Origin of the sequence: Amycolatopsis sp. NPDC001319 (genome assembly GCF_042896185.1) — a bacterium.
Classification (GTDB): domain Bacteria; phylum Actinomycetota; class Actinomycetes; order Mycobacteriales; family Pseudonocardiaceae; genus Amycolatopsis.
Map to the genome: position 1 here is coordinate 430,203 of NZ_JBIAWY010000002.1, position 22,950 is coordinate 453,152.

The 22,950-nt window shown below is 72.9% G+C and carries 23 protein-coding genes; 13 read left to right on the forward strand and 10 right to left on the reverse strand.

Annotation, left to right across the window (positions count from 1 at the left end; genetic code table 11):
- Positions 1–7 precede the first annotated feature (7 nt).
- Positions 8–217: an MbtH family protein gene (locus ACFY1H_RS07675; RefSeq protein WP_386945346.1), complete on the forward strand. Its 210-nt coding sequence runs from the start codon at positions 8–10 to the stop codon at positions 215–217.
- 250 nt (positions 218–467) lie between these two features.
- On the opposite strand, the gene ACFY1H_RS07680 is transcribed toward ACFY1H_RS07675, so the two are convergent.
- The 3 genes from ACFY1H_RS07680 to ACFY1H_RS07690 all read right to left on the reverse strand — a co-directional run bounded on the left by ACFY1H_RS07680 (position 468) and on the right by ACFY1H_RS07690 (position 5,203).
- Complete coding sequence (locus ACFY1H_RS07680) at positions 468–1,544, reverse strand: iron-siderophore ABC transporter substrate-binding protein (protein ID WP_386945348.1); 1,077 nt, start codon at positions 1,542–1,544, stop codon at positions 468–470.
- 195 nt (positions 1,545–1,739) lie between these two features.
- Complete coding sequence (locus tag ACFY1H_RS07685; protein WP_386945350.1) at positions 1,740–3,515, reverse strand: ABC transporter ATP-binding protein; 1,776 nt, start codon at positions 3,513–3,515, stop codon at positions 1,740–1,742.
- Complete coding sequence (locus tag ACFY1H_RS07690; protein WP_366576357.1) at positions 3,512–5,203, reverse strand: ABC transporter ATP-binding protein; 1,692 nt, start codon at positions 5,201–5,203, stop codon at positions 3,512–3,514. Before ACFY1H_RS07690 ends, ACFY1H_RS07685 begins: the two co-directional genes overlap by 4 nt.
- Before the next feature lie 138 nt (positions 5,204–5,341).
- On the opposite strand from ACFY1H_RS07690, the gene ACFY1H_RS07695 reads away from it, so the two are divergent.
- Positions 5,342–6,370 (forward strand): FecCD family ABC transporter permease, encoded by a 1,029-nt coding sequence (locus tag ACFY1H_RS07695; RefSeq protein WP_386945942.1) that lies wholly within the window; start codon positions 5,342–5,344, stop codon positions 6,368–6,370.
- Positions 6,367–7,407, forward strand: a complete 1,041-nt coding sequence (locus tag ACFY1H_RS07700; protein WP_366576353.1) for an iron chelate uptake ABC transporter family permease subunit — start codon at positions 6,367–6,369, stop codon at positions 7,405–7,407. The genes ACFY1H_RS07695 and ACFY1H_RS07700 overlap by 4 nt, the downstream gene beginning before the upstream one ends.
- 3 nt (positions 7,408–7,410) lie before the next feature.
- Here the strand turns inward: ACFY1H_RS07700 and ACFY1H_RS07705 are convergent, their stop codons facing one another.
- Entirely contained in the window at positions 7,411–8,250 is an 840-nt protein-coding gene (locus tag ACFY1H_RS07705; RefSeq protein WP_366576351.1) for a DMT family transporter, read from the reverse strand.
- Positions 8,251–8,312: 62 nt separating this feature from the next.
- The gene (locus ACFY1H_RS07710; protein WP_386945352.1) at positions 8,313–8,729 is read right to left on the reverse strand and encodes a barnase inhibitor; all 417 of its coding nucleotides are present in this window, start codon (positions 8,727–8,729) and stop codon (positions 8,313–8,315) included.
- Positions 8,730–8,770: 41 nt separating this feature from the next.
- On the opposite strand from ACFY1H_RS07710, the gene ACFY1H_RS07715 reads away from it, so the two are divergent.
- From ACFY1H_RS07715 to ACFY1H_RS07740, 6 genes are all read left to right on the forward strand, one after another.
- The gene (locus tag ACFY1H_RS07715) at positions 8,771–9,283 is read left to right on the forward strand and encodes a DinB family protein (RefSeq protein ID WP_386945354.1); all 513 of its coding nucleotides are present in this window, start codon (positions 8,771–8,773) and stop codon (positions 9,281–9,283) included.
- A gap of 17 nt (positions 9,284–9,300) precedes the next feature.
- Entirely contained in the window at positions 9,301–10,011 is a 711-nt protein-coding gene (locus ACFY1H_RS07720) for an MBL fold metallo-hydrolase (protein ID WP_386945356.1), read from the forward strand.
- Between the two features lie 263 nt (positions 10,012–10,274).
- Positions 10,275–11,108, forward strand: a complete 834-nt coding sequence (locus ACFY1H_RS07725) for an ABC transporter permease (RefSeq protein ID WP_366576344.1) — start codon at positions 10,275–10,277, stop codon at positions 11,106–11,108.
- Positions 11,093–11,821 carry an ABC transporter ATP-binding protein gene (locus ACFY1H_RS07730; RefSeq protein WP_386945358.1) on the forward strand — a complete coding sequence of 243 codons (729 nt, stop codon included), beginning with the start codon at positions 11,093–11,095 and terminating at the stop codon, positions 11,819–11,821. Before ACFY1H_RS07725 ends, ACFY1H_RS07730 begins: the two co-directional genes overlap by 16 nt.
- Positions 11,814–12,833: an ABC transporter substrate-binding protein gene (locus tag ACFY1H_RS07735; RefSeq protein ID WP_386945944.1), complete on the forward strand. Its 1,020-nt coding sequence runs from the start codon at positions 11,814–11,816 to the stop codon at positions 12,831–12,833. Before ACFY1H_RS07730 ends, ACFY1H_RS07735 begins: the two co-directional genes overlap by 8 nt.
- Complete coding sequence (locus tag ACFY1H_RS07740) at positions 12,830–13,993, forward strand: LLM class flavin-dependent oxidoreductase (RefSeq protein ID WP_386945360.1); 1,164 nt, start codon at positions 12,830–12,832, stop codon at positions 13,991–13,993. Before ACFY1H_RS07735 ends, ACFY1H_RS07740 begins: the two co-directional genes overlap by 4 nt.
- Position 13,994: 1 nt before the next feature.
- Here the strand turns inward: ACFY1H_RS07740 and ACFY1H_RS07745 are convergent, their stop codons facing one another.
- The 4 genes from ACFY1H_RS07745 to ACFY1H_RS07760 form a co-directional block, all read right to left on the reverse strand.
- Positions 13,995–14,621 carry a class F sortase gene (locus tag ACFY1H_RS07745; RefSeq protein ID WP_386945362.1) on the reverse strand — a complete coding sequence of 209 codons (627 nt, stop codon included), beginning with the start codon at positions 14,619–14,621 and terminating at the stop codon, positions 13,995–13,997.
- Positions 14,611–15,471, reverse strand: a complete 861-nt coding sequence (locus tag ACFY1H_RS07750) for a DUF4397 domain-containing protein (protein WP_386945364.1) — start codon at positions 15,469–15,471, stop codon at positions 14,611–14,613. Before ACFY1H_RS07750 ends, ACFY1H_RS07745 begins: the two co-directional genes overlap by 11 nt.
- Before the next feature lie 20 nt (positions 15,472–15,491).
- Positions 15,492–17,321 (reverse strand): glycosyl transferase, encoded by a 1,830-nt coding sequence (locus tag ACFY1H_RS07755; RefSeq protein WP_386945366.1) that lies wholly within the window; start codon positions 17,319–17,321, stop codon positions 15,492–15,494.
- Positions 17,322–17,441: 120 nt separating this feature from the next.
- Positions 17,442–18,200, reverse strand: coding sequence for an IclR family transcriptional regulator (locus ACFY1H_RS07760; RefSeq protein ID WP_386945368.1), 759 nt, complete (start codon positions 18,198–18,200; stop codon positions 17,442–17,444).
- 41 nt (positions 18,201–18,241) lie between these two features.
- Between ACFY1H_RS07760 and ACFY1H_RS07765 the strand changes: the two genes are divergently transcribed.
- Both ACFY1H_RS07765 and dmpG read left to right on the forward strand, forming a co-directional pair.
- Complete coding sequence (locus ACFY1H_RS07765) at positions 18,242–19,144, forward strand: acetaldehyde dehydrogenase (acetylating) (protein ID WP_386945370.1); 903 nt, start codon at positions 18,242–18,244, stop codon at positions 19,142–19,144.
- Positions 19,141–20,187, forward strand: coding sequence for a 4-hydroxy-2-oxovalerate aldolase (dmpG, locus tag ACFY1H_RS07770; RefSeq protein WP_386945372.1), 1,047 nt, complete (start codon positions 19,141–19,143; stop codon positions 20,185–20,187). Before ACFY1H_RS07765 ends, dmpG begins: the two co-directional genes overlap by 4 nt.
- Positions 20,188–20,189: 2 nt before the next feature.
- On the opposite strand, the gene ACFY1H_RS07775 is transcribed toward dmpG, so the two are convergent.
- Complete coding sequence (locus tag ACFY1H_RS07775) at positions 20,190–20,786, reverse strand: TetR family transcriptional regulator (protein WP_366576327.1); 597 nt, start codon at positions 20,784–20,786, stop codon at positions 20,190–20,192.
- Between the two features lie 90 nt (positions 20,787–20,876).
- Here ACFY1H_RS07775 and ACFY1H_RS07780 point away from each other — a divergent pair, with 90 nt between their 5' ends.
- A complete protein-coding gene (locus tag ACFY1H_RS07780) occupies positions 20,877–21,803 on the forward strand; it encodes an oxygenase MpaB family protein (RefSeq protein WP_386945374.1) in 927 nt (308 codons plus the stop codon).
- A gap of 15 nt (positions 21,804–21,818) precedes the next feature.
- Complete coding sequence (locus tag ACFY1H_RS07785) at positions 21,819–22,844, forward strand: LLM class F420-dependent oxidoreductase (RefSeq protein WP_386945376.1); 1,026 nt, start codon at positions 21,819–21,821, stop codon at positions 22,842–22,844.
- Positions 22,845–22,950 lie beyond the last annotated feature (106 nt).

The window sequence follows — 22,950 nt, forward strand, 5'->3', positions numbered from 1 at the left end:
AAACACCATGACCAACCCCTTCGAGAACCCCGACGGCACCTACCTCGTGCTCGTCAACGACGAGGGCCAGCACAGCCTGTGGCCCCAGTTCGTCGCCGTTCCGGCCGGCTGGACCACCGCCTTCGGCCCCGACGCCCGCCGGCCGTGCCTCGACTACGTCGAACAGAATTGGACCGACCTGCGCCCGAAGTCCCTCATCGAGGCCATGGAATCCTGACGCGGCAACGCGAAACCGCCCGGCCGGAGACGTTCCGGCCGGGCGGTTCGGCGTTTCAGGTCGGCGGCTCCCGCTCGGCCAGGCGCCGGGGTGGCCGGGACTTCGCGCCACCGACGGGAGCCTTCTCAGCGCGGCGCGGAGGTTGGGCTGCGAGGTGCCGTGCTTGCCGCGGCGCCGGATTCCCTTGCGCCAAACGACAACGCCCGGCCGGAGGACGTCTCCCGGCCGGGCGTTGTGCGTGCGTGGGGGATCAGGCGGCGGGCTTCACGTCCGTGGCCGGGTTGCCGTCGACGGCGGCGGTGAGCTGGGGGACGATCCGCTCGAGCGTGTAGGGCAGGCTGAGCACGCTGACGAACGACGTGGCGCTGCCGTAGGTGCTCGGGTCCTCGATGAAGACCTCGCGCTTCTGCTTCGCGACGTTCAGGCCCGAGTACAGCTTGTCCTTCGCCAGGGTCGCCTGGCCGCCCGGGATGGTGTCGACGATCCAGACCAGGGCGTCGACGTTGAGCAGGTCGGTGCGTTCCGCGCTGATGTTCGCGCCGAACTTGTCGCCGATGAGCCGGTCGAGGTTCGGGGGCAGCTTGAAGCCCAGCGACGTGAGGATGCGCGAGCGCGGGTCCTCGCTGCCGTAGACGAAGTAGCCGTCGTACTGGGTGGCCATCAGCGCGGTCTTGCCGGCGAACTCCGGGTGCGCGGCGCGGGCCTTGGCGAACTGGTCTTCGACGCCGGCGACGAGCGTGTCGGCTTCCTTGGCCTTGCCCACTGCCTTGCCGACCGTCTTGGTCGTCTCCTGCCACGGGATGCCGTAGTCGTTGTACTGCTTGGGCTGCGCGATCGTCGGCGCGATCTTCGACAGGGTGGTGTACTGCTCCTGCGTGAGCGCGGAGTACAGGCCGATGATGAGGTCCGGCTTCAGCGCGGCGATCTTCTCGAACTGCGGCCCGTCGGCGTCCTTGAGCACGGTCGGCAGGGGAGCGTTGCCGAGCTTCGCCTTGGCCCACGGCGCGATGGCGCCGGGGAAGTTGCCGAGCCAGTCGGTCGTGCCGACTGGCACGACGCCGAGCGCGAGCAGCGAGTCCTGCTCGGTCAGGCCGACGGTGACGACGCGCTGCGGCGCCTTCTCGATCGTCGTGGAGCCGTACTTGTGCTCGATGGTGACCGGGAACGCGCCGGGGTCCGTGGCGCCGGACGCGCCGGTCGAGCCCGGCGCGGCGGGGGTGTCGGAGCCGCACGCCGTGAGCGTGCCGGCGAGCACGAGCGCCGCGGCGAGCGCGCCGGCGGTCCGGGCGCGCCCGCGCGCGGCGGACAGGAGGGAGAAGCGGGCCATCGTCGGTCCTTTGCGGTCGCTCTCGATACGGTGTCGATCAGTACCAATCCGACCACCGTCACGGCCGAATGGCTTCGTAGCAACGGTTGCGTGCTGCTTGGGGTGCGGCCTGCTTTTGGTCGGACTAGTAATCAGGTTTGCCTAACCTAAGTCAGACCGCCTGGCTGATGCAACCACCGTCCACTGCGGCGAGCCTCACTCCGTTACGGAGTCGCCCACCCGGCGTGTCCCCGACCACGCGGCCCACAACGTCGCGTACCGGCCGCCCGCGGCGACCAGCTCGTCGTGCGTGCCCGTCTCGACGACCGTGCCCGCATCGAGCACCACGATCCGGTCCGACGCCGCCGCCTGCGTGAGCCGGTGGGCGACCACGAGCCCGGTCCGTTCCTGCAGCGCCGCCGCGGCGGCTGCTTCCAGCGTTTTCGCGCCCGCGCTGCCCGCTTCGGCCGTGGCCTCGTCGAGGATCGCCACCGGCGGATCGGCCAGCACGAGCCGCACGAGCGCGAGCTGCTGCGCCTGCGTGACCGTGAGCTGGTGCCCGCCGTCACCGACGACCGTGTCCAGACCGTCGGGCAGCGCCTCGGCCCACTCCAGCGCGCCGACCGTCGCGAGCGCCGCACGCAGGTCCTCTTCGGACGCTTCGGGTCGCGCCAGCCGCAGGTCGTCGGCCAGCGTGCCGCTGAAGACGTGCACCTCCTGGCTGATCAGCGCCACGGTCCGCCGCGTCTGGGCCGGGCCGAGCTCGATGAGCGGCACGCCGCCGAGCGACACCGAACCCGAGCCCGGCTGGTGGATCCCGGCGATGAGTTTCGCCAGCGTCGTCTTGCCCGCGCCGCTCGCGCCGACCAGCGCGACGCGTTCGCCGGGCGCCAGGTCGAGGTCCACCTCGCGCAGCACCGGGTGACCGTCCACATAGGAGTGCCGCAGCGCGCCGGCCTTCACCGACGAGTCGACCGGCCGCGCCGGCTGCCGCGGTTCGACCGGTGCGGGCAGGTCGGCCACGCCGATCAGCCGCGCGAGGCCGGCCGTGGCCGCCTGGGCGTCGTCGACGAGCGCGAGTGCGGTGTTGATCGGGCCGAACAGGCTGTGGAAGTACAGCGCCGCCGCGGTGGCGACGCCGACCGTCGCGAGGTTCGCGCCCACGAGCAGGTACCCGGCCGCGAGCACGGCCGAGAGCCCGACGAACTCCGCGAGGTTCAGCCGGCCGAAGAACCGGGTCACCAGGCGGATTCCGCGCAACGCCAGCTCGACCGCGCCGTCCGAACGTTGCCGCACGCGCTCCACGTGCTCGTCGGCCAGCCGGAACGCGCGCACGGTCTTGGCGCCGCCGATCGTGTCGAGCAGCTGCTGTTGCTGTGCACCGACCGCGGCCCGTTGCGCCGCGTACAGCGGCTTCGCCTGCCGGACGTACCAGCGCACGGTGTGGAGCTGGATCGGCACGGCGAGCAGGGCCGCGAGGAGGAACCGCCAGTCGAGCACGGCCATGGCCACGAGCGTCAGCACGATCGTGAGCACCGACCGGCCCAGCTCCGGCAAGGCCTCGCGCACGGCCTCCGCGACGACCGACACGTCGTTGGTCACCCGGGTGGTGAGGTCGCCGGAACCGGCCTTCTCCACCTGTTCCAGCGGAAGCCCCAGCGCGCGGTCCACGAACCGTTCCCGCAGATCCGCCAGCATCGTCTCGCCGAGGCGGGCGAGCATCGAGGTCCCGATGGCCGTGGCGATGGCCGAAGCGACCGCCACGAGGACGAGCTCCACGACCGGCGTCACGAGGTCCGTGGCCGGGCGGTGCTGCGCGACGATGTCGACGACGCGGCCCAGCAGCGCCGCGGTGAGCAGGCCGACGGCCGTGGCGGCCACGACGAAGGCGAAGGACCCGGCGGCGCGCGCCTTCGAGCGGCGCAGCAGTTCGCCCAGTACCGCGCGGATGCGGTGCCCGTCCGCGGTCGGGAGCAGCTCGCGGGTGCTCACGAAAGCACCGCCGCGCGGTAGTCGGCGCGCTCGCGCACGAGGCCGGCGTGCTCACCTTCGGCGACCACCCGCCCCTCGTCGAGCAGTACCACGCGCTCGGTGGCCGCGAGCAGCGCCGGGCTGGTCGTGACCACGATCGTGGTGCGGCCGCGGCGCAGCCGGGCGATGCCGTCGGCGATCCGGGCTTCGGTGACCGTGTCGACGGCGGTGGTCGGGTCGTGCAGCACGAGCACCGGTGTGTCCGCCGCCAGCGCCCGTGCGAGCGCGACCCGTTGCCGTTGCCCGCCCGAGAGCGAGCGCCCCCGTTCGGTGACGGCCGTGGCCGCGCCGGACGGCAGCGTGCTCGCCACCTCGTCGGCGGCCGCGGCCGCCAGCACTCCGTCCGGCACCGCCGGACCACCCGCTCGCACGTTCTCCTCCAGGGTTCCTTCGAACAGATCGGCGTCGTGGGCGGCCACGAGCACCACCTCCCGGACGCGGTCCGGGTCCACAGTGGACAGGTCGACCGCGTCGACGCGCACCGTGCCGGTGCCGGGATCGGCGAAGCGGCCCAGGCAGTCGAGCAGGTCGGTGGCCATCGCCGGGTCTGCGGTGACGATCCCCAGCAGCTGTCCGCCGGGCACGGCCAGGTCCAGCTCCCGCAGCTTTCCGTGTGTCACGCGGGAAAGCTCGATCCCGCCCGCGGCCGGCGCCGGCAGGGAAGCGGTGCCCTCGGGCACGGCGAGCGGCGAGTTGAGCACGGTCGCGACGCGCCCGGCGGACGCGCGGCCCTGGGCGAACTGGCCGTTGACCCACGCGAAGATCGAGAACGGGGTCTGCAGGAACTGCGCGAGCCCGACCGCCGCGACCAGGTCGCCGACGCTGATGTCACCGTTGGCCGCGAGGTTCCCGCCGACGAGCGCCACCAGCGCGATGAAGATGCCCGTCAACGCGAGCAGCGCGCCGTTGTGCCACGCCTGCGCGCGGGCGGCGCGGACGGTGGCCAGCAGCGAATCCCGGCTGGTGCGGCGATACCGATCGACGGCGGCCGGTTCCGCGCCGATGCCCTTGAGCACGCGCAGCCCCGCCACCAGGTCGGCCGCGACACCCGACGCGTGCGCCGCGCGCTCCTGCTCGACCTCGCTGCGCTTCTCCAGCGGCTTGCCGATCAGGTGCGCGAGCAACAGCAACGGGGGAGTGCCGAGCAGAACCAGCAGGCCGAGGGGCACGGACATCCGCAGCAGCACGACCGCGCTGACCACGAGGCCCGCCAGCGCCGAGACCCCGAACGGCAGCGTTGCGTTGATCATCCCGACGCGCCGCGCGTCCGAGGTCCCGATGCTGGCCAGCTCACCCGCGAGCGCGCCGGTTTCGGTGCCACCGCGCGAATGCAGCACGCGCCGGGAGAGCGAGAGCCGGATGTCGTGCGCGGCGCGCTCGGCCGCGCGTTCCGCGGCCCGCGCGCCGAAGCGGTAGCTGGAGGACAGCACCAGGAACACCACCGCGAGCACCCCGAGCCAGGTGATCAGGGTGAGCACGGAGCTGTCGGCCACGGCACGGTCGATGACCACACCGATCACCACGGGTACCAGAGCTTCGCCGCCCTGGTGCGCGGCGGCGAGGATCGAGGAGAGCGTCACGGCCCCCCGCTGTCCGGAGATCGCGCGCCGCAGCACGTCCCGCCCGGTCGTCGCTGCAGCCGTCGTCACCGGCGCCCTCCCTTTCGCTCGACCTGCCCAGCGTGCCGCCTGCACCGCGTCTTGATAGGTAAGGCTAGTCTAAGAACCGCCCGCGAAGGAGTGCCCGGTCCGCAGGAGGTGTCGGTGGTCGTCAGCGTCAGCCCACCCGTGGCGGCGGGGCCACCCGCGCACCGGGGGCGGGGCCGAACCCTGCGCGGCGGCGGCCTGGTGTGTGCTGTCGCGCTGCTCGTGCTGGTCATGCTGGTGAGCCTCTGGGTGGGCTCGAAGAGCATCCCGTTCGGCTCGACCTGGTCGGTGCTCTGGCACAACGACGGCAGCGCCGACGCGGTCATCATCCACGACCAGCGGCTGCCGCGGACCTTGCTCGGCGCCCTCGTCGGCGCAGCTCTCGGCCTTGCGGGAGCGGTGATGCAGGCGCTCACGCGCAACCCGCTCGCCGACCCGGGCCTGCTCGGCGTGAACAACGGCGCGGCCGCCGCGGTGGTCTCGGCCATCGCGTTCACCGGCGTCACGACCGTGCTCGGCTACGTGTGGTTCGCGTTCCTCGGCGCCGCCGTCGCCTCGGTGGTGGTCTACCTGCTCGGCACCGCGGGTCGCGGCGGCGCGACGCCCGACCGGCTCGTGATGTCGGGCGCGGCGCTCACCGCCGTGCTGCAGGCCTACATCGGCGCGGTGCTGCTCATCGACCCCGACACGTTCAACCAGTTCCGGTTCTGGAACGTCGGCTCGCTCAGCGGCCGGCGCGCGGACGTGCTGGTGCAGGTGTCGCCGTTCATCGCGATCGGCATCGTGCTGGCGCTGCTGCTCGCGCGGCCGCTCAACGTGCTCGCGCTGGGCGAGCAGACCGGCAAGGCGCTCGGCGCGCACATCGGCCGCACACGAGTCCTGGGCGCGATCGCGGTCACCCTGCTGTGCGGGGCTTCGACGGCGGCCATCGGACCGATCGCGTTCATCGGGCTGGCGGTGCCGCAGGCCGTGCGGATCCTGGTGGGTCCGGACCAGCGGTGGGTGCTGCCGTACTCGATGATCCTCTCGCCGGTGCTGCTGATCGGGTCCGACGTGATCGGCCGCATCCTCAACCCGCCGGAGGAACTGCAGGTGGGCATCGTGACCGCGTTCCTCGGCGCGCCGGTGTTCATCGCGCTGTGCCGGCACCGGAAGCTGGCGCGCCTGTGACCGCGATCGAGGACCGTCCCGTCCGGACGCGGCGGGTTTCGCTGCGCGTGACACCACGCGCGTGGGTGGTGGGCATCGTGCTCGCCGTGGTGCTGTTCGGGCTGAGCGCCGTGAGCATGACGACGGGTGACTACCCGCTGTCGGTGCTCGACGTCGTGAAGACGCTCTTCGGCTTCGGCGACGCGGGCACGGAGTTCATCGTGACCACGCTGCGGCTGCCGCGGCTGCTGCTCGCGGTCCTGGTCGGCGCGGCGCTCGCGGTGAGCGGTGGTGTGCTGCAGAGCCTGTCCGGAAACCCGCTGGGCAGCCCGGACGTCATCGGGTTCACCGAGGGCTCGGCGACCGGCGCGCTGCTCGTGATCGTGCTGGCGCACGGTGGTTCCGGCGAGGTGGCGCTCGGCGCGCTCGCCGGTGGCGTGCTCACGGCGCTGGCCGTCGGGCTGCTCGCCTACCGGCGCGGGCTGCAGGGGTTCCGGATGATCCTGGTCGGCATCGGGGTCGCGGCCATGCTCACGGCCGCCAACTCGTACCTCATCACGCGGGCTTCGCTGCAGGACGCGTACGCGGCGCAGGCGTGGCTGGTCGGCGGCCTCAACGGCCGCGGCTGGGACGAGATCTGGCCGGTCGCGATCGCCGTCGCGGTGCTGCTGCCGCTCGCGTTCGGCTACGGCCGGCGGCTCGCGCTGCTGGAGATGGGCGACGACTCGGCCAAGGGGCTCGGGGTGCCGGTGGAGCGCAGCCGCGCGGTGCTGCTCGCGGTGGCCGTGACGCTGTGCGCGATCGCCACTGCCGCGACGGGACCCATCGCGTTCGTCGCGCTCGCCGCGCCGCAGCTGGCGAAACGGCTGGCGCGCTCGGCGAAACCGGCGCTGGTGTCCTCGGCATTGATGGGCGCGCTGCTGCTCGTGGCCAGTGACCTGGTGACGCGCCTGGTGTTCGGCGAGGAAGGCCTGCCCGTCGGCATCGCGACCGGCGCGATCGGCGGGCTCTACCTGATGTGGCTGCTGTCGAACCAGTGGCGGCGCAACCGCGGCTGAGCCTCAGACGGGCTGCTCGATCGGCGCCGGCTCGCCGAAGCGGGCCAGCGCGAGCGCCGCGGTGACCGCGAGCACGAACCCGGCGATCGCCACGACGACGAAGCCGGGCCGCGTGCGGTCGCCGAGCAGCACGACGCCGATGAGCGAGGGCAGCACGGTCTCGCCGAGCACCATCATCGCGGTCGACGTGGTCACGCTGCCGCGCTGCAACGCCGTGGCGTAGAACAGCATCGCCAGGCCGCCGGACACCGCGAGGATGTACAGCGCGGGGTCGGTCAGCAGGTCGAGCGGGGCGAGACTCGGGATGACCCGGCCCGCCACCGCGACCAGCCCGAAGCACAGCCCGGCGATCAGCCCCAGCGCCGGCGTGCGGACGCGTCGCCCGGCTTTGCCCGCCGCGATCCCCGCCAGCCCGAGCACCACCACGGCGCCCGCGAGCGCCAGCCGGAAGCCCAGGCCCACCTGGTCCGAACCTTCGCTCTGCGCCGCCGAACCCAGCAACGCCAGGCCCGCGCACACCACGGCGACGGCCGCCCACTCGCGCGCCCCGAGCCGCACGCCGAACACCCGCGCGGCCACGGCGGTCACCGCCAGGCTCGCCGCCTGCGTGGCCTGGACGACGAACAATGGCAACACGTGCAGGGCGGCGATCTGCGCGACGAACCCGAGCACGTCCAGCCCCAGGCCGGCCACGTACTTCCACTGCCGCAGCACCCGCAGCAGCAACCGCGGGTCGACCCCCGCGCCCGCGTCGGGCGTCGCCTTCGCCGCCACGGCCTGCATCACCGACGCGACGCCGTACGCCACGGCCGAGAGCAGCGCACACAGCAGTCCCCACACCATGACCGTCACCCTATTCCGGGCGGGGTGGCGGAGGTCAGGCCGTTCCCCCGGCGGAGGCGCCCTCAGGCCAGCTCGAGGAGGACGCGGTCCTCGGCTTCGCGACCGCCCGGCCCGTGGTTGCGGATGATGCCGACGATCTCGTCGAACAGGGTCGGGCCCGCACCTCGCCGCGCGGCGGCGATCCTGGCCTCGATCGAGGGCCGGTTCGACGGGTGGCAGGTCCGGAGCAGCTCGGTCAGCCGGAGGATCGTCGCCTCGTGACCGAGCGCGGCCCGAGACGTCCGTGAGTCGAGCCAGCGCAGGACCCAGCCGCCGTCCGGGGTGCCGAAGCCGCCCCGGAGCACGTCGTTGAACGCGTCGAGACTCCCTCGCCAGCGGTAGCCGTCGAGCAGCCCGGAGAACTCGCGGGTGAACCCCGCGAAGTCGGAGAACCGGGACCCGTCGATGACCAGGACCGGAAGGTCGTCGTGGCCGGTCATCGTGCCAGCATGCCCATGCCCCGCGTTGTAGGCTGCCGGCCATGTCGAACACGAGTTCGAAGGTCGAGCGGGCCCGGCCCGACCCGTTGAGCGGCGACGAGCTGACCGTCCAGCTGCGGTTCCTGGACTTCCTGCGGGCGACCGCGGTGAACAAGGTCGCGGGCCTGAGCCGGGAGCAGGCGGCCGCGGCGCCGCTGCCGAGCTCGCCGCGGATGAGTGCGCTCGGCGTGCTGAAGCACCTGACGGCCGTCGAGCGGTGGTGGCTCTCGATCGAGGCCGGTGGGGCCGACGCGCCGTCGTTGTGGGCGGGTTCGCCGGACCCGAGCTGGGACCTGGCCGGCGAGGACGACCCGGCGTCGGTGGTCGCCGCTTACCGCGCGGAGTGGGAGCGGTCGGCGGCGGCGCTGGCGGGGCTCACGCCCGGGGACCGGACGCGCCGCGGTGGGGCGTTCACGGTGCGGTGGGTGCTGGCCCACGTCGTGCAGGAGACCGCCCGCCACGTCGGGCACCTCGACGCGCTGCGCGAGCTGGCCGACGGTGAGGTGGGGGAGTGAGCCGATAGGCTGCGCCCATGGCAGACCAGCTGTACTTCCGCCAACTGCTCGCCGGCCGGGATTTCGCGGTCGGGGACCCGGTCGCGACGCAGATGGTCAACTTCGCCTACCTGATCGGCGACCGCGAGTCGGGTGAGGCCGTGATCGTGGATCCGGCCTACGCGGTGGGCGACCTGGTGCAGGTGCTCCACGACGACGGCATGCGCCTGACCGGCGTGCTCGCCACGCACCACCACCCCGATCACGTCGGCGGCGACATGATGGGCTTCTCGCTGCCCGGCATCGCCGAGCTGCTCGCGATCCAGCAGGTGCCGATCCACGTCAACACCGAAGAGACCGAGTGGGTCCGCCGCGTGACCGGCGTGTCCGGCACCGACCTGCGCGCGCACGACCACGACGACGTGCTCGGCGTCGGCGCGATCGACATCCGGCTGCTGCACACGCCCGGCCACACGCCGGGCAGCCAGTGCTTCCTCGTCGGCGACCGGCTCGTCTCGGGCGACACGCTGTTCCTCGAGGGCTGCGGCCGCACCGACTTCCCGGGCGGTGACTCCGACGCGATCTACCGCAGCCTCCAGTGGCTCGCGACGCTGCCCGGCGACCCCGTCGTCTACCCGGGCCACCAGTACTCGGCCGAGCCGTCGGCCGCGCTGTCCCACGTGAAGGACACCAACTTCGTGTTCCGGCCGCGTTCGCTCGACGAGTGGCACCGGATGTTCGGCGCCTGACGCCGTCCCACTCCTCGGATCGCCGGCGCCGTTCCGGGCGTGCACAGGCGGCACAAGCGCCGTGCCGGTTCCAGTGCCTGGGAGCCGGCGTGGGCTTTGTTGACGCGGTCCGCCGGATCGGGTGAAGCTCGGGTCATGAACCTCGGCGCGCTGCTCGTGAGCCGCCTGCACGTCGACCTCCGGCAGCAGGCGAGCGCGATCTGCCGTTCCTGCTGAGCGTTTCCCCTTTCCCCGTAGCAAAAACCCGTACCCGGGAGAAATCCGTGTCGATTTCCACCACGGGTGTGCTGACGCGCGCCCGAAAACCCGAAGCCACCGGGCCGCCCAGGCCCGCGCAACGACCGGCCAGGCGCCGGATTTCCCTGCGGCGCTGGATCAGCCCGGTCGTGCTCGTGGCCGCGTGGCAGCTGGCGAGCTCCACCGGCGTGCTGCCACCGGAGAAGCTCAGCGCCCCGTGGACGGTGCTGACCAGCGCGGTCGACCTCGCCCGCACCGGCGAGCTGGGCAACGCGTTCGTCGTGTCGCTCGGCCGGGTCGGAGCGGGGTTCGCGCTCGGCGCCGTCGTCGGCGTGCTGCTCGGGATCGTCGCCGGGCTGTCGCGCTGGGGCGAGGCACTGGTCGACCCGCCCGTGCAGATGCTGCGGACGCTGCCGTTCCTCGGGCTGATCCCGTTGTTCATCCTGTGGTTCGGGATCGGCGAGGAGACGAAGATCGTGCTCGTGGCCCTCGGGGTCGCGTTCCCGCTCTACCTGAACGTCCACTCGGGAATCCGCACGGCCGACGCCCGGCTGGTGGAAGCGGCGCGGGCACTGGGTTTCACGCGCGGTGAACGGCTGTGGCACGTGATCCTGCCCGGCGCGCTGCCGCAGGCACTGGTGGGCTTGCGGCAGTCGCTCGGGCTGGCGTGGCTCGCGCTGATCGTCGGCGAGACCGTGAACGCCGACGCAGGCCTGGGCTACCTCATCAACAACGCCCGCGAATTCCTCCGCACCGACGTCGTGGTCGTCGGCCTGATCGTCTACGCGATCCTCGGCCTCGTGACCGACGCGCTGGTGCGGCTCCTGGAACGGAGGGCGCTGCGATGGCTGGCCCCGTGACGCCGGTGGTCGCGGTGCGCGACCTGACGAAACGGTTCGGCGAGCGGACCGTCCTCGACGGACTGGAGCTCGAGATCGGCCGTGGCGAGTTCGTCGCGCTGCTCGGCCGGAGCGGCTCGGGCAAGTCGACGCTGCTGCGCGTGCTCGCCGGGCTCGACACGGAAATCGACGGCACCGCGCACGTCGAGGGCACCGTGTCGGTCGCGTTCCAGCAGCCGCGCCTGCTGCCGTGGCGCAAGGTCTGGCGCAACGTTGTGCTCGGCCTGCGCCGCGACGACGGGAACCACTCGCGCGATCGCCGCGTCGCCGAGCAGGCGCTCGAGGAAGTGCGCCTGTCCGGGCACGAGGACGACTGGCCGCTGACGCTGTCCGGCGGTGAGGCACAACGGGTTTCGCTCGCCCGCGCGCTCGTGCGCGAGCCGGACCTGCTGCTGCTCGACGAACCGTTCGGCGCGCTCGACGCCTTGACCCGCCTGGCGATGCACCGGCTCGTCGAACGGCTGTGGCGCACGCACGAACCCGCGGTGCTGCTCGTGACCCACGACGTCGACGAGGCCCTGCTGCTCGCCGACCGCGTGCTGGTCCTCGACGAGGGCCGCATCGTCTCCGAACACGTCCTCGGCCACCCGCGGCCGCGGACGGCCACCGACCACGCCGACGTGCGCTCACGCGTGCTGGCCGACCTGGGAGTGACCGAAGGTGCACCTGCGTAACACCGTCCGCGCCGCCGCAGCCGCGGTGCTGTTGTTCGGCGGGCTCACCGCTTGCTCCTCGTCCGGAGCGGCGACCGGCCCCGCGCCCGTGCCCGCCCCCGTTTCGGCGGCCGACCTGGCGAAGGTGATGCTGCGCGTCGGCGACCAGAAAGGCGGGGTGAAGTCGCTGCTCACGGCGGCGAACCTGCTGTCCGACGTGCCCTACCGCATCGAGTGGTCCACGTTCACGTCCGGACCGCCGCTGCTGGAAGCGGCCTCGGCCGGCGCGATCGACATCGGCCGGGTCGGCAACACGCCGCCCATCTTCGCGGCCGCGGCCAAGGCGAAGATCTCGGTGGTCAGTGTCGCGAAGAGCAACGTCGAGCGCGAGGCCATCCTGGTGCCGCCGGACTCGCCGCTGAAGGACGTGGCTTCCCTGCGGGGCAAGACGATCGCGGTGTCGAAGGGCAGCTCCGCCCACGGGCAGCTGCTGAACACGCTCAAGCGCGCCGGGATGTCCACGAAGGACGTGAAGCTGTCGTTCCTGCAGCCGTCCGAGGCCTACGCGGCCTTCACCCAGCACCAGGTGGACGCGTGGGCGATCTGGGACCCCTACACGGCTCAGGCGCAGCTCGACGCCCACGCCCGCGTGCTCTCCGACGGCCGCGGCAGCTCCAACGGGCTCGCGTTCGAGACCGCGAGCACCGCCGCACTCGCCGATCCGGGACGCAACTCCGCCATCCAGGACTTCGTGAAGCGCGTGGTCAAGGCGCAGCTGTGGGCCAACACCCACCGCGACGCCTGGGCGAAGGCGTGGGCCGCCGAGACCGGCCTGGAACCCGCGGTGGCGGAGAAGGCCGTGTCCGCCGGCCGCGACGAGCCGATCCCGCTCGACGACTCGGTCGTCGCCTCGGAGCAGCAGCTGGCCGACGCCTTCACCGAAGACGGCACCCTGCCCGGGAAGGTCGACTTCGCGGCGTTCGCAGACCGCCGCTACGGGCCCGACATCGAAGCCGTGAGGAGCAACGGATGAGCCTGAAACTGCACTGGTTCCTGCCGACGAGCGGCGACGGCCGCACGATCGTGGAACGCTTCCACGCCAACAAGTCCCTGGGCCGGGCCGCGCAGCGACCGGCCGACCTCGACTACCTCGCCCAGATCGCCCGGGCGGCCGAGCAGCTCGGGTTCGAAGGCGTGCTCACGCCCACCGGCACGTGGTGCGAGGACGCGTGGCTCACCACGGCCGCGCTGATCCGCGAGACGCGCCGGCTGAAGTTCCTCGTCGCGTTCCGGCCCGGCGTCATCTCGCCGACGCTGGCCGCGCAGATGGCCGGCACGTTCCAGCGCCTGTCGTCGGGCCGGGTGCTGCTCAACATCGTGACCGGCGGCGACGCGGTGGAGCAGCGCCGCTTCGGCGACTGGCACGACCACGACGCCCGCTACGCCCGCACCGACGAGTTCCTCACGATCGTGCGCGGCGTGTGGTCGGGCCGTCCGTTCGACTTCTCCGGCGAGCACCTCGAAGTCGCGGGCGCGACGACGCTGGCCGCGCCCGATCCGGTGCCACCGCTGTACTTCGGCGGCTCCTCGCCCGCGGCGCTGCCGGTGGCCGCGCGTCACGCCGACGTCTACCTGACGTGGGGCGAGCCGCCCGCACAGGTCGCGGAGAAGATCGGGAAGGTGCGCGCACTGGCCGCGGCCGAGGGCCGGACCGTCCGGTTCGGCGTCCGCCTGCACACCATCGCGCGCGACACGTCGGCGGAGGCGTGGGCCGAAGCGCAGCGCCTGCTCGACGCGCTCGACCCTGCGCAGGTCGCGCAGGCGCAGGCGCAACTCGCGGCGAGTGAGTCCGAGGGCCAGCGCCGCATGGTCGCGTTGCACGGCGGCCGCCTCGACGCGGGCGCGCGCGGGCTCGAGATCCACCCGCACCTGTGGGCCGGCATCGGCCTCGTGCGCGGCGGCGCGGGTACGGCGCTGGTCGGCAGCCACGAGGAGATCGCCGACCTCATCGAGGAGTACCACGCGGTCGGCGTCTCGGAGTTCGTGCTGTCCGGCTACCCGCACCTGGAGGAGGCGTACTGGTTCGGCGAGGGCGTGCGGCCGGCGCTGGCCCGGCGCGGTCTCCTGGCCGGCGAGCCCGTGCTGCGGTTCCGGGAAGAGCTTGCGCAGCGGAGCGCGACGGCGGCCCAGTAGGTCAGGTCCAGCGGGTCGAGGCGTAGACCACCACGTTGTCGCGATAGGACCGCGCGGCGGCGTCGAACGCGCCGCCGCAGGTGATCAGGCGCAACGCGGCGCCCGGGGCGGGACCGTAGACGGCGTCGGTCGGGAAAGCGTCCTTCGGGTAGCGCTGCACGGCGTCGACGACGAAGCGGGTGGCGGCGCCGTCGGAGCGCTCGACGCGGATCTCGTCACCGGGCCGAAGCTCGCGCAGGCGGAAGAACGGCGCCGGCCCGGACCGGGAGTCCACGTGGGCGGCGATCACCGCCGGCCCGGGATCACCCGGTACCGGGCCGGCGGCGTACCAGCCGACATCGGCGAAGCTCGCCGGCGCCCGCAGCTCGTGCGCCGGGCCGAGGGCGAGCGGGACCAGCCCGCGCACGTCGATCGCGATCGCCGGGATCGTCAGGCGGACCGGGCGCACGTCCGCCGAAGGAAGCAGCGGTCCGACACTGCCCGCGGTCGGAACGGGCGAGGTCGGCACAGTGGCGGTGGGCTGAGCGGAAGCCGGCGTCACCGCCGGGACCACTGTGGACGGTGCCGGCGTGCACGCGGCGCAGACCAGCGTGACCGCGCAGCACACCCGGATCAGGTCAGCGCGCACGGCCTTCCCGAATCCGCCGGACCAGCGGCGTGAGCACCAGCACGAGCAGGAACAGTCCGACGCCGCCCGCGAACCACCGTTCGGAGTGGTCGCCGCCGGACGCGGTGGCGCCGCCTCCGGTCTCGACGCCGAGCTTCGGCGGGTTGGGCAGGCCGGCGCCGTCGGAGATCGGGGTCGCCCTCAGCGCGCCGTTGTCCTGCGTCACCAGCAAGGTGGTCGACGAACCGGCCGCCACGGGGACGTCGGCGTCCGCCTTGACGCTGCCGCTCGTCAGCTGCACCGGGACGGTGCCTTCCGGCACCTCGGCGTACGGCGTCGTGTCGCCGTAGGCCGCGTTCGTGGCGAGTGCCATGCCGCCCGCCGCGCCGACGGTCACCGGGGCGGGTGCCGCCGACCCCTCGACCACGCGCACACGGCCCTTGCCCGCACCGGGCGCGGTGAGGTCGTCGGTCACGAGGCTGCCGTGCAGCGTCCCGTCCGGGCCGTTCTCGAACACCAGCAGCGAGTAGGCGTTCTGCTGCTCCACGGAGATCGTGGCGCTGAGCGCGGGCGCGGTCGTCGGCGCGGCGTCGGCGGGCCGCATCGAGAGCGTGTACTGACCCGGGTCCAGCGACGAGTACGGCGTGACGGCGCCGTAGCCCGCCTTGCGGATCACCACCTTCTCGGGTTGCCCGAACGGCGCGAAGTAGATGTCGACCGGCGGCACCCCCGGCGACAGGTGCCCCACGCGGATCCAGCCGACGCCGGGTCCGGGGCCGGTGGCGGCGCCCGCGGCGGGAGCGATCGTGCCCAGCAGCAGCCCGGCGGCCGCGAGGAGACCGGCGGGTCTCAGGAAGGTTCGAAGACGCATCGGAGGGACCTTTCGGAGGATCAGGGTGCGGTGAACGAGGTGAGCAGGCCGGGCGGGGCGAACGGCGGGTAGGTGACGAGCACGCCGCCGGCCGTCCGCACGACCGAGGCCGGGCGGAACACGGCGCGCTGCCCGGCGTAGAAGCGAGTGGCCGTGTCGTCGGCGCCGGTGACGAGCACCTGCCGGCGCGGCTGCCCCGCCGCGTCTTCCCCGGGCACGGGCGGGAACGCCGCCACCCGCACCGGCTGCTGCGACGCGAACGCCGCCAGCGTCGAGATCAGCCGGGGATCGAGATCGCCCCGGCTGAGCACGGCCCGCGTTTCCGGCACGCAGTTCACGCGTCCGGACCTGGTGAGCGCGGCGCCCGCGAGGGCCCGCGCGGTCTTCTCGCCGTTCTGCTCCGGCCCGAGCCGGGCGACGGTGACCTGTCCCGCGCCGTTGCCGAACACCGCCGCCGCGTCGGGAGAGTCCACTGTGGACGTCCGGGCGAGCGCCGCTGGGGTGAGCGCGGCCCAGTCGGGCGGCGGGTTCGCGCCGGCCGCCGTGACGAGCAGCCCGGTCGGCCAGCCGCCGGCCGCCAGCGTGGTCCAGGTGGTGTCGTCGACGAGCACGCGGGAGCCCGCCGCGTTGGCCTGCAGCCAGGTCCGGGCCTCGACGGCCGGGTCCGCGCCGGCGGGCCCGGGGCGCAGCGCGGTGAATCCGTGGGCCCAGCTCAGCCCGAACGCCGCGGTCAGGACCACCACGCCCACGGCGACGCCGGCCGCGGGCCGTGCGGGCGCGTGCCGGTGCTCCGGTTCGTGGTGCGCCGCGACCACTGCGTGCGCCACCCCGGCCGCGACCAGCGGCGTGAGGGGCAGCAGCAGGGCCAGCACCGCGGTGGCCGGCAGATCCGGGACCGTGAGCAGACCGGCCACGAGCAAACCCGACACCGCGAGCGGCCGTACCGTCGCCACGAACAGACCGGCGATCAACGCGAGCACCGACACCGCCGTGAGCGCCGGGTCGAACACCAGCCACCGGGGCAGGGCCGGCTCGCCGCCCGTGGCGAGGACAGGGCGTAACCACGCCGCCAGCGGGCCGAAGGCGAGGCCGAGGCCGAGGTTCACCACCACCGCGACCAGCCCGGCCCGTGCCGGGGAACGGCGCAGCAGCAGCCAGCCCGCGGCGGGCAGCAGGAGCAACGCCGGCGGTGAGGTCAGCACGGAGGCCAACAGGCAGCCCGCGCCCAGCACGTCCTCGCCGGGCGAGCGGGGCGCCGGTCCACTGTGGTCGCCGGTTTCGTTCGCGGCACGGAGCGGAGTGGCGACGAGGCACAGGCCGGCCAGCGCCCACATCACCGCCAGGTGCTCGACGACCACCACGTGCTGCAGCCCGATCGCCAGCGGCGACCCGGCGAACAGCACCGCGGCGAGCAGGCCCGCCCAGCGCGGCAGGCCGAGCCGGCGGGCGAGCAGCCACAGCAGCACCGTCGTCACCACCGCGGCGACGACCATCGCCTCGCGCACCGCGGCGGCCGGGGTCGCCGCGCGGTCGAAGGCGTGGGAAAGCATCGTGTACCCGGCGAGCTGGAGCTGTCCGAACGGGCTCACGCCGGCCGTGGTCGAACCACCGAACGCCGTGAGGTGGCCGAGGGCGTAGGCCCGGGCGACAGTCGTGGCTTCCCCGGGCAGCGCCGGCGTGGTCGCGGCGAGGTACACCACGCGCAGACCGCCCGCGAGGGCGAGCAGGCCCAGGAGGAGATCGAGCGACAGCAGGCGGGTTCCGGCCGCCGCGGCGGGATCGTCGCGGCCTCGGGAAATCGGCGCGGGGGACCGGCCCGGGAACGTGATCCCCCAGCTCTGCTGGGCCATCCGGACGATCGTAGTTACGGAGAATCACGAGACCAGACCTGTGCGCCGGAGGTCATCCGAACGGCCTAACCCCGGCGTAACTCGTTGTGCAGCACGAATTTTTCCGACTGCTCGGGCCATTCAGGTCTGGACAAACGACCGCGACAACGCGAGCGCGACCGTGCGCACCGCCGGGGCGACACGCTCCGTGCGCATCCTCGTCGCCCAGCCGGTGATGGAGATCGCCGCGACCGCCGTGCCCGCGGCGTCGAGCAGCGGACTCGCGGCACAGACCACTCCGACGCCGGACTCCTCGCGTTCGAACGCGACGCCCTCGGCGCGGACGCGCGCGAGCTGGCGGCGCAGCAACCCCGGTGCGGTGATGGTGCGCCGGCTGATGCGGGGGAGACCGGCGTCGATCACCTGTGCCACCGACGGTTCCGGCGAGAACGCGAGGATGGCCTTGCCGACGCCGGTGGCGTGGGCCGGGAAGCGGCCGCCGATGCGGGACGGCACATCGGGGGCGTCGGGACCACGCAGCACGTCGAGGCAGACCACCTCGGTGCCCTCCAGCACGGCGAGGTGCACGGTGTTGCGCGTGGCCTCGCGCAGGTCGGCCAGCGAGGGCCGGGCGGCCTCGACCAGACCGCGGCGGCGGATCGCGAGCTGGCCGATCTCGAACAGCCGCAGCCCGAGCCGCAGCGCGCTGCCGTCGGGTTCGAGCAGGCCGGTGTCGCAGAGGTGGCGGGTCAGGCGGTACACGGTCGTCTTCGCGAGCCCCGTCCGCCGCGCCAGCTCCGACACGCCGACGGTGTCGTCGCCCGGGCGGAAGGCACCCAGGATCGCCGCGACGCGCGAGGCGACGAGGCCTTCGCCGCCGTTCCGTCCAGTGGTACGCACGGGTTGAGTGTGCACCGCCGCGGCGAGGACCGTCGGAAAACATGGCGGAACGCAAGGTGACGGCCGCGATCGTCGGCCCCGGCAACATCGGCACGGACCTGCTCGCGAAGCTGCGGCGCAGCGAGAAGATCGACGTGCGGTACATGGTCGGCGTCGACCCGGCGTCCGACGGGCTCGCCCGCGCGGCGAAGCTCGGCCTGGAGACGTCGGCGGACGGGGTCGACTGGCTCCTGCGCCAAGCCGAACTGCCGCAGCTCGTTTTCGAGGCGACGTCGGCGAAAGCGCACCTCGCGCACGCGCCGCGCTACGCCGAGGCGGGCATCCGCTCGATCGACCTGACGCCCGCTGCCGTCGGCCCGTTCACCTGCCCCGCCGTGACTCCGCCGGAGCGACTCGACGTGCCCGACCTCAACCTCATCACCTGCGGCGGCCAGGCGACGATCCCGATCGTGCACGCCGTCGCCCGCGTGACGCCGGTGCCGTACGCGGAGATCGTCGCGTCCGTGTCCTCGCGCTCGGCCGGACCGGGCACGCGCGCGAACATCGACGAGTTCACCGAAACCACCGCGCGCGGGCTCGAACAGGTCGGCGGCGCCGTCAAGGGCAAGGCAATCATCGTCATCAACCCGATGGACCCGCCCATGATCATGCGCGACACCGTGTTCTGCGCGGTCGGCCCCGACGCGGACTTCGCGGCGATCACGGACTCGATCCACCGGATGGTCAACGAGGTCCGCCGGTACGTGCCCGGCTACACGCTCAAAGCCGATCCGCAGTTCGATCCGCCGCGTCCCGAGTGGAACGGCGTCGCGCGCGTCGGCGTATTCCTCGAAGTCGCGGGCAACGGCGACTACCTGCAGACCTACGCCGGCAACCTCGACATCATGACGGCCGCCGCGGCCCGCGTCGGCGACCTGGTGGCCGCGGAACTGGTGACGGCATGAGCGCGCCCCTCGGGAACCAGCCCGCCGGGAACCCGCCGGTGCGACTGGTCGACACCACCTTGCGCGACGGCAGCCACGCCATGGCCCACCGCTTCACCGAACGCCAGGTGCGCGACACCGTCCGCGCGCTCGACGACGCCGGGATCCCGCTCATCGAGGTGACCCACGGCGACGGCCTCGGTGGTTCGACCTTCACCTACGGCTTCTCCGGCACCGACGAACGCGAGCTGATCGCCGCGGCCGTCGACGAGGCGAAGCACGCGAAGATCGCCGTGCTCCTGTTGCCCGGCCTCGGCACCGTCACCGACCTGCGTGCCGCGGCGGACCTCGGCGCCGGCGCCGCCCGCATCGCGACCCACTGCACGGAAGCCGACGTGTCCGTGCAGCACTTCGGTGCAGCCCGTGACCTCGGCCTGGAAACCGTGGGATTCCTGATGCTGGCGCACCGGTCGGCCCCGGACGACCTCGCGAAGCAGGCCCGGATCATGGCCGACGCCGGCTGCCAGTGCGTGTACGTGGTCGACTCCGCGGGCGCGCTCATCCTCGAAGAAGCGGCCGACCGCGTCGCCGCCCTCGTCGCGGAGCTGGGCGACGACGCGCAGGTCGGCTACCACGGGCACCAGAACCTCAGCTTCGGCGTCGCCAACTCCGTGCTCGCCCACCGGGCCGGCGCGCGGCAGATCGACGGCTCGCTCGCCGCCCTCGGCGCGGGCGCGGGGAACTCGCCGACGGAGGTGCTCGCGGCGACGTTCGAGCGGCTCGGGATTCCGACCGGCGTCGACAAGGACGTGCTGATGGCCGCGGCCGAGAACGTCGTGAAGAAGTACCTGACCCGGCTGCCGGTGATGGACCGCTCGTCGATCGTGCAGGGCTTCGCCGGTGTGTACTCGAGTTTCCTGCTCCACGCCGAACGCGCGGCGGAGCGCTACGGCGTGCCGGCGCACGAGATCCTCTACCGCGTGGGCGCGGAGCGGTACGTCGGCGGCCAGGAGGACCTGATCATCGACATCGCGTTGCGGCTGCGGGCGGAACGAGCCGCATGAGCTCAGTGGCCGAACTCGTCCGCCCCGAGTACCAGCCGGACGCAGTGGGCCACGAGCCGGTCCCGGCTCACCCGCAGCGTGCCGTCGAGGTAGGCGATGAACACGTTGCTCAGTGCGCCGACCAGCCCGATCGAGACGAGCTGCCGGTCGGTCTCGTCGCCGTGCGAGAGCTGTTCGCCGACGAGCGCCGCGAAGGCCGGCAGCAGGTGCAGGCCGCGGCTGGTCAGCGCGGGATCGGTCAGGGGCGCGAGCAGCAGCACTCGGCCCTGGCGCGGGTCGTCGACCATGAGGGCCACGAACGCCCGCACCGCGCGTTCCGCCCGCTGCCGCGGATCGGGTGCGTCGCGGATCGCGTCGACCAAAGCTTCCCGCGCCCGCTCGCCGACGTGCTCGTACACGGCCGCGACGAGCTCCTCGCGGTCGGTGAAGCTCTCGTAGAAGTAGCGCTCGGTCAGGTGGGCCTGGCGGCAGACCGCGCGCACGCTGACCGCGGCGGAGCCCTCGGTGCCGAGCAGGTCGAGGCCCGCGGCGACCAGCTGGTCCCGCCGCGCCGCCTTCCGATCGTCCAGCGTCGTGCCCGCCCACGTGCGGCCCGGCATACCCACTCCCGTAGTTGACCACGCCTGTTGTCACATCCTAACCTGACAACAGGCGTAGTCAGTTCATCGGCACGATCGCAGGGAGCCGCCATGCCGGGGGAGGAACCCGAACCGCTGGGGCCGGACTCGCTCACGTGGCGCTACTTCGGCGACTGGCGCGGGCTGCTGATCGCCCTGTGGGCCGGCTCGATGCAGAACATGCACCCGGGTCTCGGCGCCGGCGTCGAGCAGCACTCGCGGTTCTTCGAGGAACGCTGGCAGCGGCTGTTCCGCTCGCTCTACCCGATCGGCGGCGTGGTCTACGACGGCCCGCGCGCCCACCGGACGGCGCTCGAAGTGCGCGGCTACCACAACCGGATCAAAGGCGTCGACGCGCAAGGCCGCCGCTACCACGCGCTCGACCCGGACACCTTCTACTGGGCCCACGCCACGTTCTTCGTCAGCACGATCCTCATCGCCGAGAACTTCATGGGTGGCATCGGCGAGGAGGACAAGCGCAGGCTGTTCGACGAACACGTGCGCTGGTGGCGCATGTACGACCTGACGATGCGGCCGGTCCCCGAGTCCTGGGAGGACTTCCGGCGGTACTGGAAGCGCATGTGCGCCGAGGTGCTGGAGGACAACAAGGCCACCCGCGACGTCCTGGATCTGCGCGGCATCGCGAAGCCGCCGTTCCTGCCGTGGCTGCCCGGCGTGCTGTGGCGGCCGGTCTCGGCGGTGATCGCGAAGCAGTTCGTGTGGCTCACGGTCGGGCTCTACGACCCGGAGATCCGCGACCTGCTCGGCTTCACCTGGACCGCTCGCGACGAACGCCGGCACCGCTTCGCCGGGCGCGCGATCAACGCGGTGTTCTCCCTCGTGCCGCACGACCGCCGCTACCACCCGCGGGCGCGCGCCGGCTGGCGGCGGGCGAGGGGTGCGGTGGCCGCGGACGCGCGCGTGGTCGACACTCCACGGAGGAACCTGCCGCCCGTCGGGGAGCGCGGGAATCCCGAGCACTACTCGCCGAACATCTGAAGCACGGAGGGCTGCATGAAGCTGGGTTATCACCTCGGGTACTGGGGGAGTGGCCCGACGCCGGGCGCGCTGGAGGCCGTGCTCGAGGCCGAGCGCCTCGGGTTCGACTCGGTGTGGTCGGCGGAGGCCTACGGCTCCGACGCGTTCACCCCGCTCGCCTGGGCCGGCGCGTCGACCAGCCGCGTGAAGCTCGGCACCAACATCGTGCAGATGTCCGCGCGCACGCCCACCGCCACCGCGATGACGGCGCTGACGCTCGACCACCTCTCCGGCGGCCGGTTCGTGCTCGGGCTCGGCGCGTCGGGCCCGCAGGTGGTGGAGGGCTGGTACGGCCAGCCGTACCCCAAGCCGCTCGCCCGCACGCGCGAGTACGTGGAGATCATCCGGCAGGTGCTGGCGCGCGAGGCGCCCGTGACGCTGGACGGGCAGTTCTACCAGCTGCCGCTGCAGGGCGGTGCCGGGCTGGGCAAGGCGCTCAAGCCGACCGTGCACCCGCTGCGCGCCGACCTCCCGATCTACCTCGCGGCCGAGGGACCCAAGAACGTCGCGCTGTCGGCCGAGATCTGCGACGGCTGGCTGCCGTTGTTCTTCTCGCCCAAGGCCGACGCGTTCTACCGCAAGGCTCTCGCCGAGGGGTTCGCCCGGCCGGGTGCCCGGCGCAAACCCGAGGACTTCGAGGTGCCCGCGTCGGTGCCGGTGATCGTCCACGACGACGTGGAGGAAGCGGCGAGCTGGATCAAGCCGGCGCTCGCGTTGTACATCGGCGGCATGGGCGCCAAGGCCGTGAACTTCCACCACGACGTGTTCGCACGCCTGGGTTACGAGGAGGTGGCCGACAAGGTGCAGGAGCTCTACCTCGCGGGGCGCAAGGACGAGGCCGTCGCCGCGATCCCGACGTCGCTCGTCGAGGACACCTCGCTCGTCGGCCCGGCCGCGAAGATCCGCGAGGAGCTCGCTGCCTGGGAGGACACAGTGGTCACGACGCTGCTGCTGCGCGGCGACGCGGGATCGCTGACGAAGGTGGCCGAAGCCCTGTCGTGAGCAGGGCACGGGGCGAGGTCGGCCCGGTACTCGCGGTGCATTACGACGGTGGCACGATTCCCCCCGACCACTACCGGGGAACGGCGAAGATCCACTAGGCATTGCG